The sequence below is a fragment of the Aestuariicoccus sp. MJ-SS9 genome (assembly GCF_032586235.1).
In the GTDB taxonomy this organism is placed as follows: domain Bacteria; phylum Pseudomonadota; class Alphaproteobacteria; order Rhodobacterales; family Rhodobacteraceae; genus Aestuariicoccus.
The window spans coordinates 88,692-102,154 of the sequence record NZ_JAWHTD010000010.1 but is presented as its reverse complement, the minus strand read 5'-3'; the positions used below and the strand labels follow the sequence as shown (position 1 = coordinate 102,154).

Genomic DNA, 13,463 nt, shown 5'->3' with positions numbered 1-13,463 from the left:
GTCACGGAACATCGGGGGGCCGCGCATTCGTCGCGGCCCCTTTTGTTATTGAAGGGGCGGGCCATGCCGATCTGCAAAGCCGGAACCAGGCTGATCTATTTCGCGCATATTCCCAAGACCGGCGGGTCCAGCGTGGATGCCTATCTGCGCACCAAGGGGACGGTGTCGTTCCTGACGCCCGAACGCCCCGACGGGCTGGCCGCGACGCCGCAGCATCTGCACGAGGCGGTGATTTCGCAGCTTTTCGCGCCCGATTTCTTCGACGCGCGCTTTGCGGTGCTGCGCGACCCCGTGGCGCGGCTGATGAGCGAATTTCTGTGGCGGTCAGAGCCTTTGAAGCCGTTTCAGCGGCTCGCGCGGCCGTTCCGCGGCGGCAAAGCGCGTCGGATCAAGGTGGCGGGCGAAAAGCTGTCGCTGACCTTCGACGAATGGGTGCCTCGTGTGCTGGCCGCGCGGGACGCCGATCCCTGGATCGCCGACAACCACCTGCGTCCGCAGGTCGAGTTCATCCGCGAGGGCGACCAGCTGTTCGCGCTGGAAAACGGGCTCGATCCGGTCTTTCGCTGGATCGACGAGGTGACGGAAACCGCGCCCTCCGGAGGCGGGTTCTGGGAAAAGAAATCCTCTGGTCAGGCTTTAACGCCGTCCCGCAAGACACGGAAACTGATCGAGAAAACCTATGCCGAGGATGTAAGGCTGCACGCGCGTCTGCGCGCCTAGTGGTCCGGCTCGATCAGGCCGAGGCCGCGCAGATAGACCCCGATCCCGGACTCCAGCAATTCCTCGGGCGGAAACGGCGATTGACGCCCCGGTGAATTGCGCGCGAAAAGCTCGACCACCCCGTGGCTGAGCGCCCAGATATGGGCCGAGAACATCGCCGCCGGGGGGCGTTTTTCGGGCGGGATATGTTCGGACAATTGCTTTGCCGCGCGTTCCAGCGTGCCCCAGGCGCGGCCCGCCACATCGGCCAGTTCAGGCGAATGGTTGATCGAGATGCCGGATTCGAACATCGCGATGTAGTGGCCGGGATACTTGCGGGCAAAGGCCAGATAGGCGCGGCCCGTGGCCTCAAAGGCCGCCAGCGCCGAGGGCTGGCCGCTTTGAAAGGCGTAATCCATCACATCGACGAAAATCTCGTAGCCTTGGCGGGCGGCCTCGGCGATCAGGTCCTCGCGCCCGGCGAAGTGGCGATAGACGGCGGCGGGGGTGACGCCGGCCTGCTTGGCGGCCTCGGACAGGGTAAAACCGGTGGGGCCCTTCTTTTCGATCAGCTCGAGCGCGGAATCCACCAGCGCCTGGCGCAGATTGCCGTGGTGATAGCCGCGCTTAGGCATTCCACAGATCCGGGCCGCCGCAGATGCCGGGGTCGGGTGTGCCGACGGCGCGGGCGTCCTTGTTGGTATAGTCGAGCGCCGTCAGCACATGCCGGATCGCCTCGAGCCGGGCGCGTTTCTTGTCGTCCGAGCGGATGATCGTCCAGGGTGCGGCGTCGCTGTGGCTGCGCGTCAGCGTTTCCTGGATGGCGTCGCTGTAGGCGTCCCAGCGCGACAGGCCCTTGACGTCGATCGAGCTGAGCTTCCACTGCTTGAGTGGATCGCTTTCGCGTTTGAGAAAGCGGCGCAGCTGTTCGGCGCGCCCGACGTTGAGCCAGAATTTGAAGAGGTGAATGCCCTCGTCGACCAGCATGTCCTCGAAGCCCGTGACCTGGGTGAAGAAGTGTTCGCGCTGGTCGGGCGTGCAAAAGCCGAAGACATGCTCGACCACGCCGCGGTTGTACCACGACCGGTCGTAGAACACGATCTCGCCGCCCGCGGGCAGGTGGTCGATATAGCGCTGGAAATACCATTGCGTGGCTTCGGTTTCGGTGGGTTTCGACAGCGCCACCACCCGCGCGCCGCGCGGATTGAGGTTTTCGCGGAAGCGTTTGATCGTGCCGCCCTTGCCGGCGGCGTCGCGGCCCTCGAACACGATGGCGACGCGGGCGCCGGTGTCACGCGCCCAGGCCTGCATCTTGACCAGCTCGATCTGCAGCTTGTCCATGTCGCGCTGATAGGTCTTGCGCTTGAGCTCTTCGGAATAGGGGTAGGAGGTCGAAAGGATATCGTCCTTGTCCGCACGGCGGAGCGCGTTGCGCACCGCGTCCGGGGCGTCGTCGTTGAAAAAGGCGCTGATGGCGCCGTCGAAGGGGAGGGTCATATCGTGGGGTCCAAAACTGCTCGTCTTCTATGCAATATGGGATGTTAATGGGATTAACGCAAACGCCAAGCCCGTATCGGGGGGGAAGGTCCCAGGTCAAGCCCGGGACTGCGTTGCGCCTATTTCAGACCGGCGCGCCGGGCGGCCCGGTCGATGGCGGCGAGCGTTTCGCCGGGGGCGGCGTGGTGCGGCATGTGGCCGATGCCGGGCAGCACCGTGAGGTTGGCATTGGGCAAGAGCCCCGCAAGCGGGCCGGAATGGATCTGAAGCGGCACGGTGTCGTCAAGCGCGCCATGCAGCAGCTCGACCGGCAGGGTCAGGCCGTCGTAGCGCGACGACATGCGCACCACATGGGGGCGCAGGCTGTTGACCTGCCGGGCGTTGGCGCGCAGCGAGGACCGGCGCAGCGTCAGCCCGGCGCCGACATGGTCGATATAGCCCTCGGGCGGGGTCTGCGGCGCGAAGATGCCGCCGACCGCCGACTCGATCCTCTCGGACCCGGCGAAGGCGGTGATCACCGGCGGCACCACCGCGCCGCCGAAGCCCGTGCCCAGAACGGTGTATTGCGCCCCAAGCGCGCCCGGCCAGGGCATGGTCGCCCCGGCGAGGATCACCAGCGCCGCCGCCGGGTGATCCAGCCCCCAGGCCATCGCCACCGAACCGCCGTAGGAATGGCCCAGCACGATGGGGTTTTCCGCCCCCAGTTCCTTCGCGGCGCGGGAAAGGATGGCGGCTTGTTCCTGCGGGCTTTCGGCACGGGCATTGAAGGGGCGGGCGTAATCGGGATCGGTGCGATCCGAATAGCCCAGACCGGGGCGGTCGAAGGCGAAGACGCGGTAGCGGCCCTTCAGCCGGTCGACCAGATCGAAGGTGAAGTCGCGCAGATTGCCGCTGGCGCCGTGGATCAGCACCAGATCGGGGCCCGACCCCTCGACCAGCGCATGGATGCGGGTGCCGTCGATCTCGACGAATTCGCCAAGCGGGGGAAATCGGTCCTCGGCGCGCTCCTCGCGCGATTCGATACGCGATCCTAGGAAGACCGCGCAGCCCGACAGCGTCAGGATCAGGACAAGGCCCAGCATTTTCGGCACCACGGTTCTTTCCCCGGCTTACCGGCGCAGGTCGGTCTGCATCAGTCCGATTTGCGCGATATCGTACGGGGTGGTGAGATAGATCTCGGACAGCCAGTTGCCATAGAGAAGATGGGCGTGGCTGCGCCAGCGGTTCTGCGGCGTCTTCGAGGGATCGTCGTCGGGATAGTAATTTGCGGGCACGTTGATCGGCGTGCCGCCCGCCACGTCGCGGTCGTATTCCTGTTTCAGCGTGTCGCTGTCGTATTCCAGGTGGTTGAAGATATAGAGCGCGCGGTGGTCCGGATCCTCGACCAGGCAGGGGCCGGTCTGGTCGCTGTCGATCAGGATGCTCAGGCCCGCCGCCTCGATCTCGGGGCGGCGCAGCTCGGTCCAGCGGCTGACGGGGATGACCATGTCGTCCGAAAAGCCGCGCAGATAGGGCGAGGCGGGGGCGCAATTGCGGTGCCGGATGCAGCCGAAGGCCTTGTGATCCAGGAGATGCTTGGGAACGCCGTGGAAATAATGGATCATCGCCATGCCGCCCCAGCACACCCCGAAGGTTGCGTGTACGTTGGTCTGGGTCCAGTCGAAGACCTGGGTGAGCTCGTCCCAATAGGTGACATCCTCGAAAGGCAGATGTTCGATCGGCGCGCCGGTGATGATCAGCCCGTCGAATTTCTCGCCCGAGGCGGCGACCTCGGCGAAGGGGCGGTAGAAGGCCTCCATGTGCTCGGCGGCGGTGTTCTTGGTCAGATGTTCGGTCATGCGGATGAGCGAGAGCTCGATCTGCAGGGGCGTGGCCGCGATCAGGCGCGCGAACTGGTTCTCGGTCTGGATCTTCTTGGGCATCAGGTTCAAGAGGCCGATCCGCAGGGGGCGGATGTCCTGATGGCTGGCCGCGTCCTCGGGCATGACCATGACGCCCTCGTGGCTGAGGACGTCATAGGCGGGCAGATCGGCGGGCAGTTTGATGGGCATTCGCGGCTTCCTGTCTGGGGTGCAGAGATAGGCCAGCCCGGGGCCGTGCACAAGTCGGGCGGGGGATGATCCAGCGGCGCGCTTCCGCGCGCTTTCATTCCGGCAGTGGCCGGATGATCGCCCGGACGTTCGGGGCGGCGCCTAGGGCAGGGCGGAGGCGATCAGGTCGACGAAATCGGCCTCGGAGCGGACGGCGGCCACGTCGGCGGCCTCGAGTGTGATCCCCCAGTTCTTCGCCATCGCCTCGTAGAGCGGCTGGCGGTGCGCCAGTGCGCGGGCATAGGTCCAGCGGATAAAGGCATCGGGGTCGACATCGGCCTCGGCCGCGCCGGTCTCGTCCAGGTAATCCGCCCAGGCCTGGGCCAGGAAGTCGGGGCTGTAGGCCATGGGCTTGGGCGCGCGGTCGAAGCGGCGGATCAGCTCGGCGGTATGCGCCTCGGAGCCGCGGATCCAGACCATCAGCGCGCGCGACGCCAGATCGGACAGGATCGGGTCGTCGGGGTTTTCGGGATCGACCCATTCGCAGATCGACCCGCCGGTGTCGCAGACGAAATGCGGATAGCCATAGAGATCCTGCGCGCGGTCGATGAAATAGCCGGTGTCGAGCAGGGCCTGCATCTCGGCCCGGCGGAATTGCTCTTGCCGGCGCTGGTAGATGTCCATCGGCAGGCCGCCGCGCGACGGATCGCCGGGCTTGCCCAGATAGGCCGCGACGGGCGCGAGGTTGGAGAACGTGATGTTGGAACCGATGTAGATCGAGTCGGTCATCAGCAGATCGCGCAGGAACGGCACCTTCATCGCCTCGCGCTTGGCGTTGTCGGCGATGTATTCGCCCATGTAGCGGGTGCCGATGCGGTAGTCGATCGAGTAGTGAAACCAGTCGCCGCTGTCGCGCAACATGTTGGAGACATGGGTTTTCCCCAGCCCGGACATGGCGAAGAGAACGACCCGCCTTTGCGCCGCCGCGCGCCAGTCGCTGGCTGTCTGGTAAAGCATGAACGCAGGCCCCCATCCGGTCTTTTGCCCCGTGGTACGCGGGTCGGACGGTGCCGTCAAACGCTGGGTTTCGGGCCTTCCGGGTGCAAGGGGAGGCGTCCGGCGTCTGTGCCGAGGCCATCGCGAATGTTCTGGCGCCGGTCCGGTCCCCGGCGAAAGGGCAATGAAAAGACCCGCCGCCGGGGTGCGGCGACGGGTCTTGGTGATTTCCTCGACCGGCCCGGCGAACGCCCGGGCCGGGCCGGATCAGAACGTCACGCCGATCTTGAAGCCGACGCCGATGGCCGAGTTGTCCTCGAACGAGGCGGCGGGCGCGAAGGGTCCGACATCGGTTTCCGCATCGCCGACCCAGACGTAACGCACGCCGCCCGAGATCTCGATGTTGTCCTTGGTGTAGGAGGCGCCGACGCCCAGGCTCCAGTAGCCGTCGACCGGGCCGAGGTTCGACGCGAAATCGCCGTTCTGCGGCTCGTAGCCCACGGTGACCGACCCGGCCCAGTTTTCGTTGAACCGCCGCCCCACGCCCAGGCTGTAGCTGATGCGGTCGCTTTCGTACTCGACCAGCGCCGATCCGGCATCGCCCGCCAGAAGCCCGGTCAGGGTCTTGTATTCGGCGGGGGAGATGTCGAACTCGCTCCAGTTGACCCAGCGGACCGAGCCGAACAGCAGCGTGTCGGCGGCAATGCCGGTCTGAAATTCGAGGTTCACCGATTCCGGCGTGTCGATGTCGGTGCTGGACGACACCCCGAGCCCCAGGGCCGAGCTTTCGTTGATGTCGAGCGAATGCGAGATTTTGGAGTTGTAGGTAAGCGCCACGCGCAGCGCGATATCGGGCCGCTCGTAGGCCGCGCCGACCAGATAGCCCCAGCCGTCGTCCTTCTCGCCGACGACATCGTAGGGCGTGCCGGCCAGGGGGCCGGCGGGCAGGGTGATGTAGGGGATGAAGGCCTCGGCAGAGATCCTCTGGTAGCGCAGGCCGCCATGGACGCTGAAGGCGTCGTTGAACTTGTAACGCGCGACCGAGGTCAGGGCGCTGCTTTCGAATTCCGCGCTGGCGCCGCCGGCGAAATACCCGGTGCCGGCGTCGTATTCGATGCCCGCGCCGAACGGCTGGTCAAAGATCAGCGCCACCGAGAAACGGTCGCTGTAATCGTGCTTGAGCGCGCCGCTGAACTGCTGGTACGGCGTGATGGTTTCGCCGCTGTCCGCCCCGGCGGAGGAGAGGCCGATGTTGACGAGCTGGGTGCCCGACACCTCGGGCATGACCGAACCGAAGCTCAGCTCGGCGTAAGAGCCCGGCTTGTAGATCACGCCGATGGACTGGCCGGAGCGGTCGATGCCGCCCGCCTGAACCGCCGAGGCCGTGAGGCAGAGAGCCGCCACGCTTGTCAGTGTATGTTTCATTGTGTCCTCATCCCTTGGACGCTTTTCGCGTATGGCTCTTTCGTTAGCGGCACGGGTCCGATGCGGTCAATTTTTACGGTACGTCAGCTTTTCCGCGCGGAACGCAGCGTCACGTTTTTGTAACACGCGTGGCGCGAGTTTCCTGCAGGATATTGTAGTAATTGGCGGCAAAGATCACGGCGGCGCCCAAAAGCACCATCGGCTCGAGCGGTTCGGCGTAAAGCAGGACACCGACAATGGCGATGATCGGCAGGCGGGTGAAGTCGATGGGCATGACGACCGTGGCCGGGGCAAGCGACAGGGCGGTGGTCAGGCAGAAATGCGCCACCAGCCCGGCAAGGGCGATCAGAACCACCCAGGGCCAGCTTTCGGTGGCAGGCCAGGCGATGTCGCCGTCGATGCCGGCGCAGATCACCCCGAAGACGGCCTGCATCACGGTGAGATAGAAGAGGATGCAGGTGATGGTCTCGGTCCGCGTGAGCTTGCGGGTGAAGACGGCCGATCCGGCAAAGCAAACCGCGGCCAGCGCCGCGGCGACAAGCCCGATGTGGAAGGTCTCGGGGCTGGGACGGGTCACGATCAGGATGCCGACGAAGCCCATGGCGGCGGCGATGGCGCGGCTGCGGGTCAGACGCTCGCCAAGCACCAGCGGGCTGAGCACGATCACCCAGAGGGGCGAGGTGAATTCCAGCGCAAAGACCTGCGCCAGTGGCACGGCGGTGATGGCGTAGAACCACAGGTTCTGCCCGGCGAAATGCGACAGGTTGCGGATCAGGTGCAGACCGGGCTTGCGACGGCTGATCTGACCCAGCGCGCCGGTCGCGCCGCCGACCGCCAGCACGATGACGATGCCGATGAACGAACGGTACATCATGATCTCGAACGTATCGAGATCGAGGCTGACCGCGCGCCCCGCCACTGCCATCGAGGTGAACGAGGCGATGGCCCCGATCATCCACAGGCAGGCCTTGAGCGTCGGGTTCACGTCAGCGCTCCGTCGCCGCCGTTTTCTTGCAAAGAAAACGGACCGAAATCTTTGCAAGATTTCGGCCCCGGTGTCTGGCGGATCACTCCCATTCGATCGTGCCCGGCGGTTTGCTGGTGATGTCGTAGGTGACCCGGTTGATGCCCTTGACCTCGTTGATGATCCGCGTCGCGGTCTCGCCCAGGAAATCGTGTGTGAAGGGATAGTAATCCGCCGTCATCCCGTCGACCGACGTCACCGCGCGAAGCGCGCAGGCGTAGTCATATGTCCGCCCGTCGCCCATCACTCCCACGGTCCGCACCGGCAGGATGGCCACGAAGGCCTGCCAGATCTCGTCGTAGAGCCCGTGCTTGCGGATCTGGTCGATATAGACCGCGTCCGCCTTGCGCAGGATCTCGAGCTTTTCGCGGGTGATCTCGCCGGGGCAGCGGATGGCGAGGCCGGGCCCGGGGAAGGGATGGCGGCCGATGAAGCTGGAGGGCAGGCCGAGCTCGTGGCCGAGCGCGCGCACCTCGTCCTTGAAGAGCTCGCGCAGCGGCTCGATCAGCTTGAGCCCCATCTTCTCGGGCAGGCCGCCCACGTTGTGGTGGCTCTTGATCGTCACCGAAGGCCCGCCCGAGAACGACACGCTCTCGATCACGTCGGGATAAAGCGTGCCCTGGGCGAGGAACTCCGCCCCCTCGATGCCGTCGGCGTATTTCTGGAACACGTCGATGAAGAGCCCGCCGATGATCTTGCGCTTGGTCTCGGGGTCCGACACGCCGTCGAGCTTGCCGAGGAAAAGCTCCTGCTCCTCGGCGTGGATCACCTGCAGGTTCATGTGGTCGCGGAACATGCCGACCACCTCGTCGGCCTCGTTCAGGCGCAGCAGCCCGTGATCAACGAAGACGCAGGTGAGCTGGTCGCCCACCGCCTCGTGGATCAGCGCCGCGGCGACCGAACTGTCGACACCGCCCGAAAGCGCGCAGATGACCTTCTTGTCGCCCACCTGTTCGCGGATCTGAGCGACGGCCTGCTCGCGGTAGGCCTCCATCGTCCAATCGCCCGAGAAACCGGCGATGCGGATGAAATTCTCGTAAAGCGTCTTGCCGTTCGGGGTGTGGTGCACCTCGGGGTGGAACTGCACGGCATAGAAACCGCGGTCGCGGTCGGCGGTCACCGCGAAGGGCGCGCCGGGCGAGGTGCCCAGCACCTCGAAGCCCGGGGCGATCTCGCTCACGTGGTCGCCATGCGACATCCAGACCTGCTCGCGCTCACCCAGGAACCAGCCGGTCAGAAGGTCGGATTTGGTGTCGGTCGGTGCAACATAGGCGCGGCCGAACTCGGCGGTGGCGTGCTCGCCCGCCTCGACCTTGCCGCCGAGGTCCTGCATCATCACCTGCTGGCCATAGCAGATCCCCAGGATCGGCACCCCCAACTCATAGACCGATTGCGGCGGGCGCGGGGACCCCTCGCGCGTCACCGAATCGGGACCGCCGGAAAAGATCACGGCCTTGGGCGCGAAATCGGCCAGAAAGGCGTCGGTCACGTTCTGGTAGGGGTGGATTTCGCAATAGACGTTCAACTCGCGCAGACGGCGCGCGATCAGCTGCGTCACCTGGCTGCCGAAGTCGATGATGAGAAGGCGGTCATGCTGGGCTTGGGTCATGGCACCTGATAGGCAGGGCGGGCGGAATTGGCAATATGGGGAGAGCCGGGATGCGCCTGTTGACCGAATTTGGCATGGGGAGCTCGCTCAGGCGGGGCGATTACACCGAAGCCGCCCGGCGCGGGCTGCGTGACGCGCTGTGGCGCAATTCCATCAACGCGGCCGAGCTGATGGGGCGCGGCAAGGACGAGATGGTGCTGAGCGTGCGCGTGGGCGTCCAGAACCCCGGTGCGGTCGACAAGGCCGCGCTGGCTGCGGTCTTTCCCTATGGCCAGCCCGAGATCGAGGTGGTCCCGGGCGGGCTCGACATTCCGCGCCCCGAAGGCGAGGGGAATGCGACGGTGATCGCCAATGTGTCGATCTCGGTCTCTTTCCGCGACGAGGTGGCGTGATGCAGCGGCTGATCATCGAGATGGGCATGGGTGTGGACCTGCACGGGCAGGACGACACAAAGGCTGCGCGCCGCGCGCTGGAGGATGCGCTGCGCCATGCGGCGCTGCCGGTTCTGTCCCGGGTGCCCGAGGACCGGATCGAGGTTCAGGTGACCATCGGCGCGCAGCGTCCCGAAAAGGTCGATTGCGCGGCGCTGAAGGATCTGTTGCCGAGGGGCCGGGTGACCGTGACCGCCGTGCCGGGCGGTCTCGACGTCACCGACCCGGATACCGGGTCGGTTCAGGTCGTGGCCAGTGCTGCGGTCGAGGTCTTTCTGCCCAGACCCTTGCCCGAGGCCTGATCGCTCAGTCGCAAAAGAGGTTCACCAGCAGCGTGCCGACGATCCAGACCCCGAAGGTCGCGACGATCGTCGTGCCCGGGCTATACCAGCCGCCGACGAAACCGCCGAGCGCCACTACCACGCCGATCCCGCCGACAAGGCCCACGAGCTCTTTTTTCTTCTTGCGGAGGTCCATGCGCATTCCTTTCCGGTTTGTGCACAGACTGACCGCTTCCGCCGCTCCCTGCATTGATCTGGCGCAGAGCGCGGCTGGTTCAATGCCCGCCGGTCAGCAGGCCTCGCAGCCATCCGCGCGTTTGCGGCTGTTCGGGCTCAGGCGAGCCACGAAACATCCTATGCGCGGCCTCGCTGCGCTGTGCGCGGCCTCGGGCCATGTAATAGGCGGTGTCGATGGAGCCGTCGGGGCGCAGGCGGATCGAAGAGGTGTCGGGGCGTGTCATGGGATGTCTCCTTTTCAAGTCATGTCCTCATCTGACCACGGCCCGCCCCCCGGCGCTTGAAGACCGGCTTGCCGAGCGCTTCTGATTTGCTTGTGATCCGCTTGTGATTGGCGCTAGGCTCCAAGTCCCACCGGTTTCGGGACGATTTCGAGCGATGGAATTGCGGTTCGCCAATTGCTGCCTTGATCTGGAGCGTCACGTGTTTCGCCGTGACGGCGCGGAGGTGCATCTGGAGCCTCAGGTCTTTGACCTGCTGGTCCTTCTGGGGCGGCATGCGGGGCAGTTGGTGACCAAGGATACTCTGGTCGAAGAGGTCTGGCGCGGGCTGGCCGTGTCGGACGCCACGATCAACGCCCGCATCAGCGCGGCCCGGGCCGCCGTCGGGGACGACGGCAAGGCGCAGAGGGTGATCCGGACGATCCCGCGCCGGGGTTTTATCCTTCAGGCGGAGGTTTCCGGGGCGGACACGGTGGCGCGTTCCGAGGAAATGCAGACCGGTGAGCCGCTCGATATCCGTTATGCGCTGTCGCGCGACAGCAGCGCGATTGCCTGGACGTCCAACGGCGACGGCCCGCCGCTGGTCCGGATCAGCCATTGGCTGTCGCACCTCGAGATCGACTGGCAGGGCCAGATCTGGCGGCCCACCATCGAGCGGCTGTCACGGACCAACCGGGTGATCCGCTACGATCTGCGCGGCACGGGCCTCTCGTCGCGCGATGCGCCGCTGGAGGGGATCGACGGCTTTGTCGACGACCTGGAGGCGGTGATGGACGCCGCCGGTGTGGCGCAGGCCAACCTCTTTGCCGCGTCGCAGGCCGCCCCCGTGGCCATCGCCTTTGCCGCGCGCTTTCCCGAGCGGGTCGGCAAGCTGGTGATCGTGGGCGGCTATGCCGAAGGCCGCGTCTTTCGCCCGCCGCATGCCGAGATGGTGGACGAACCGACCATCCTGTCGATGATCCGCCTTGGCTGGGGCAAGCCGGGCAGCCCCTTCATGCAGGCGCTCTCGACGCTCTTTTTGCCCGACGGCACGCCCGAACAGATGGCCGAGATGGTGCATATGCAGCTTGCCACCGCCGACCCTGAGACCGCAGTGACCATGCGCAAGGTCATCGACCGCTTCCAGGTGCGGGACGATCTGCCCAAGGTCCGCGCGCCGACGCTGGTCTTTCACGCCCAGGACGACGCGATTCACCCGATCACACAGGGCCAGAGGATCGCCGCCGGCATTCCGGGCGCGCGTTTCGTCCGGCTGGAAGGGCGCAACCACATGCTCTTGCCGCAGGATCCCGCCTGGGGGCAGGTGATGGACATGACAGACCGGTTCCTGCACGGCTGAATGTCGCTTTTTCGTCCCAAAGGGCGCAATTCGGAAATCGGACATGCCAAGCTGGGCTATGTAGGGGCCACTGGCGGCGCAGGGGCCGCGGATTTGTCGTGGGAGACGGTCGAAATGACGGATGCAGCGGTTCGCAGACGGGCACGGGGCGGCGGCGGAGCCGCGCGGCGGGCGGAGCGGTCGGCCGTCAGCGTCGAGACCGCGCGCTATATCGAGCGCAACATCCCCAATTTCGAGGTGCTAAACGAAGAGGCGCTCGAGATCATCGAGGCCAATGCCGAGATCGTTCTGGAAGAGATCGGCGTCAACTTCGTCAACAACCCCGCCGCGCTGGCGCGCTGGAAAGACGCCGGAGCGGATGTGGAAGGCGAGCGGGTGCGGATGCCCAAGGGGCTCGCGCGCAAGCTTTGCGCCACCGCGCCCAGCCAATACACCCAGCACGCCCGCAACCCCGACCGCAGCGTCGTGGTGGGCGGCAAGAACCTGGTTCTGGCGCCGGTCTACGGCCCGCCCTTCGTACATGACGCCGAAAAGGGCCGCCGCTATGCCACGATGGAGGATTTCCGTAAGTTCGTGAAGCTGGGTTATATGTCCAAATGGCTGCACCATTCCGGCGGCACGGTCTGCGAACCCACCGACATTCCGGTGAACAAGCGCCATCTGGACATGCTGCAGGCGCATATGACGCTGTCGGACAAGCCCTTCATGGGATCGGTCACCGAACCCAGCCGCGCGCAGGACAGCGTCGAGATGTGCGAGATCCTCTTCGGCAAGGATTTCGTGCAGGGCAACACGGTGATGACGTCGCTGATCAACATCAACTCGCCGCTCACCTTCGACGACGTGATGATGGGCGCGCTCGAGGTCTTTGCCAAGAACAATCAGGCCTCGATCATCTCGCCCTTCATCGTCGGCGGCGCGATGGCGCCGGTCAGCGTGGCCGGCACGCTGACGCAGGTGCTGGCCGAGGTGATGGCGGGGATCGCCTATTCCCAGCTCATTCGCCCCGGCGCGCCGGTGATCTTCGGCGCCTTCGTCACCTCGATCGACATGAACAGCGGCGCGCCCACCTTCGGCACGCCCGAGGCCGCGCATGTGACCTATGGCGCGGGCCAGCTGGCGCGGCGCATGGGGCTGCCGTTCCGGTCGGCGGGGTCGTTCTGCGGATCGAAACTGCCCGACGCGCAGGCCGCCTACGAGACCGCCAACAGCCTCAACCTCGGCCTTCTGTCGGGCGTGAACTTCATGCTGCACAGCTGCGGCTGGCTGGAAGGCGGGCTGGTGTCGTCCTTCGAGAAATTCGTCATGGACGCCGACCAGCTGGGCGCGCTGCATCATTTGGCCAGGGGCGTGTCGGTGGACGAGAACGCCCAGGCGATGGATGCGCTGCGCGAGGTCGGGCCGGGCGGGCATTACCTGGGCTGCGCACACACCCAGGCCAATTTCAAGTCCGCCTTCTGGCGGTCGGAGCTTTTCGACTACAAGCCCTATGAAACCTGGAGCGAGGAAGGCGGGCGCGATACGATGGCGCTGGCCGGCGAACGGGTCAAACGCCTGCTCGATACCTACCAGCAGCCTGCGCTCGATCCCGGGATCGCCGAAGGGCTGCAGGATTACATCGACCGCAAGAAGGCCTCGATGCCCGACGCCTTCATGTAAGCGTTCCCCCGGCGG

Annotated in this window: 15 protein-coding genes; 5 read left to right on the top strand and 10 right to left on the bottom strand. The window is 65.7% G+C overall.

The window, feature by feature from the left end; translation table 11 throughout:
• Positions 1–63: 63 nt before the first annotated feature.
• Entirely contained in the window at positions 64–720 is a 657-nt protein-coding gene (locus RXV88_RS09740; protein WP_316292372.1) for a sulfotransferase family 2 domain-containing protein, read from the top strand.
• Here RXV88_RS09740 and RXV88_RS09735 read toward each other — a convergent pair.
• The 8 genes from RXV88_RS09735 to guaA form a co-directional block, all read right to left on the bottom strand.
• Positions 717–1,334 (bottom strand): TetR/AcrR family transcriptional regulator, encoded by a 618-nt coding sequence (locus RXV88_RS09735; RefSeq protein ID WP_316292371.1) that lies wholly within the window; start codon positions 1,332–1,334, stop codon positions 717–719. The genes RXV88_RS09740 and RXV88_RS09735 overlap by 4 nt on opposite strands.
• The gene (gene ppk2, locus RXV88_RS09730; RefSeq protein WP_316292370.1) at positions 1,327–2,196 is read right to left on the bottom strand and encodes a polyphosphate kinase 2; all 870 of its coding nucleotides are present in this window, start codon (positions 2,194–2,196) and stop codon (positions 1,327–1,329) included. The genes RXV88_RS09735 and ppk2 overlap by 8 nt, the downstream gene beginning before the upstream one ends.
• A 119-nt stretch (positions 2,197–2,315) precedes the next feature.
• Positions 2,316–3,278, bottom strand: coding sequence for an alpha/beta fold hydrolase (locus RXV88_RS09725; RefSeq protein WP_316292368.1), 963 nt, complete (start codon positions 3,276–3,278; stop codon positions 2,316–2,318).
• Positions 3,279–3,305: 27 nt separating this feature from the next.
• Positions 3,306–4,247 carry a homoserine O-acetyltransferase/O-succinyltransferase family protein gene (metA, locus tag RXV88_RS09720; protein WP_316292366.1) on the bottom strand — a complete coding sequence of 314 codons (942 nt, stop codon included), beginning with the start codon at positions 4,245–4,247 and terminating at the stop codon, positions 3,306–3,308.
• A gap of 141 nt (positions 4,248–4,388) precedes the next feature.
• On the bottom strand, positions 4,389–5,243 hold the full coding sequence (locus tag RXV88_RS09715; RefSeq protein WP_316292365.1) for an ATPase: 855 nt from the start codon (positions 5,241–5,243) through the stop codon (positions 4,389–4,391).
• Positions 5,244–5,489: 246 nt separating this feature from the next.
• Positions 5,490–6,647, bottom strand: a complete 1,158-nt coding sequence (locus RXV88_RS09710) for an OmpP1/FadL family transporter (protein WP_316292364.1) — start codon at positions 6,645–6,647, stop codon at positions 5,490–5,492.
• 109 nt (positions 6,648–6,756) lie between these two features.
• Complete coding sequence (locus RXV88_RS09705; RefSeq protein WP_316292363.1) at positions 6,757–7,632, bottom strand: DMT family transporter; 876 nt, start codon at positions 7,630–7,632, stop codon at positions 6,757–6,759.
• A gap of 82 nt (positions 7,633–7,714) precedes the next feature.
• Positions 7,715–9,280, bottom strand: a complete 1,566-nt coding sequence (gene guaA / locus RXV88_RS09700) for a glutamine-hydrolyzing GMP synthase (protein ID WP_316292361.1) — start codon at positions 9,278–9,280, stop codon at positions 7,715–7,717.
• A 50-nt stretch (positions 9,281–9,330) separates the two neighbouring features.
• Here guaA and RXV88_RS09695 point away from each other — a divergent pair, with 50 nt between their 5' ends.
• Both RXV88_RS09695 and RXV88_RS09690 read left to right on the top strand, forming a co-directional pair.
• Positions 9,331–9,672: a Lin0512 family protein gene (locus RXV88_RS09695; RefSeq protein ID WP_316292360.1), complete on the top strand. Its 342-nt coding sequence runs from the start codon at positions 9,331–9,333 to the stop codon at positions 9,670–9,672.
• Positions 9,672–10,013 carry a Lin0512 family protein gene (locus RXV88_RS09690; RefSeq protein ID WP_316292359.1) on the top strand — a complete coding sequence of 114 codons (342 nt, stop codon included), beginning with the start codon at positions 9,672–9,674 and terminating at the stop codon, positions 10,011–10,013. Before RXV88_RS09695 ends, RXV88_RS09690 begins: the two co-directional genes overlap by 1 nt.
• A gap of 4 nt (positions 10,014–10,017) precedes the next feature.
• Here the strand turns inward: RXV88_RS09690 and RXV88_RS09685 are convergent, their stop codons facing one another.
• Entirely contained in the window at positions 10,018–10,188 is a 171-nt protein-coding gene (locus tag RXV88_RS09685; RefSeq protein ID WP_316292357.1) for a hypothetical protein, read from the bottom strand.
• 79 nt (positions 10,189–10,267) lie between these two features.
• Entirely contained in the window at positions 10,268–10,453 is a 186-nt protein-coding gene (locus RXV88_RS09680) for a hypothetical protein (protein ID WP_316292355.1), read from the bottom strand.
• Positions 10,454–10,652: 199 nt separating this feature from the next.
• Here RXV88_RS09680 and RXV88_RS09675 point away from each other — a divergent pair, with 199 nt between their 5' ends.
• On the top strand, positions 10,653–11,789 hold the full coding sequence (locus RXV88_RS09675; protein WP_316292353.1) for an alpha/beta fold hydrolase: 1,137 nt from the start codon (positions 10,653–10,655) through the stop codon (positions 11,787–11,789).
• A gap of 114 nt (positions 11,790–11,903) precedes the next feature.
• On the top strand, positions 11,904–13,448 hold the full coding sequence (locus RXV88_RS09670; protein WP_316292409.1) for a trimethylamine methyltransferase family protein: 1,545 nt from the start codon (positions 11,904–11,906) through the stop codon (positions 13,446–13,448).
• The last annotated feature ends 15 nt before the right edge of the window (positions 13,449–13,463 follow it).